Source organism: Mesorhizobium sp. WSM4844, assembly GCF_055811775.1.
In genome coordinates, this window is the sequence record NZ_JBVVQB010000170.1 from 1 (window position 1) to 707 (window position 707).

1 protein-coding gene is annotated in these 707 nt (G+C 64.9%); it reads right to left on the minus strand.

Annotation, left to right across the window (positions count from 1 at the left end; translation table 11 throughout):
• On the minus strand, window positions 1–707 hold a 707-nt coding region (locus tag AC0L2A_RS36285), incomplete at both ends, for a Mu transposase domain-containing protein (RefSeq protein ID WP_473612987.1).

The following is a 707-nucleotide window of genomic DNA, read 5'->3' on the forward strand; positions in this document are numbered from 1 at the left end:
GCGGCAGCCATGCCGGCCAGACCGAGGGTTTGCATCTGGTCGAGGGTGGGGTTCGTCAGCATTCTTTCTTCCTTTCCTTCACTGGTAATGGTGGAGCCGCGGATGTTGGCGTGCTGGGGTGTCGGCTTTGCCGGTTCTGCAGAGCTGGCTCGGTCGAGACCGGCTTTGAGGATGGCGGTGACGGAGGAGTAGAAGATCGCGTTGATCAGCAGCGCCCGCTCGCAGGCGGCATCGAGACGCTCCGGCCCATAGCGCGGCGCCAGCGACAGGATGCCCATGGCCGAGCGGTATCCCTGTTCCGGATGCGGTCGGTCGCGCATCATGCGCTCGACCAGGATGGCGGCGTTGGGGCCAATCCTGGCCGCCCGGCTGATCAGGCTGGCCGGCGTGGTGTTAGCGTAGCGCTGGTGCGCCTTGGGCATGTGTTCGTTGACGGTGACATGGCCGGAACGCTGCGAGCGACGCACATGGCTGGCGACACGCTGGTGATCGTGGAAGATCTCGACCACTCGATGCGTGAGCCGCACCTCGACGGTGCGCCCGTGCGGCACCGAGTAGAAGGTCTTGTCGACCTCGACATGGTAGTCAGGATGGACCTTCGCCGACTTCCACTCGGCGTATTCGAACGGTGCCGCCGGCAGCGGCTTCAAGGCAGCCCGCTCGATCTCCTCGAACAGTTCGCGGCGGCTTTGGCCGATATGGCGCAT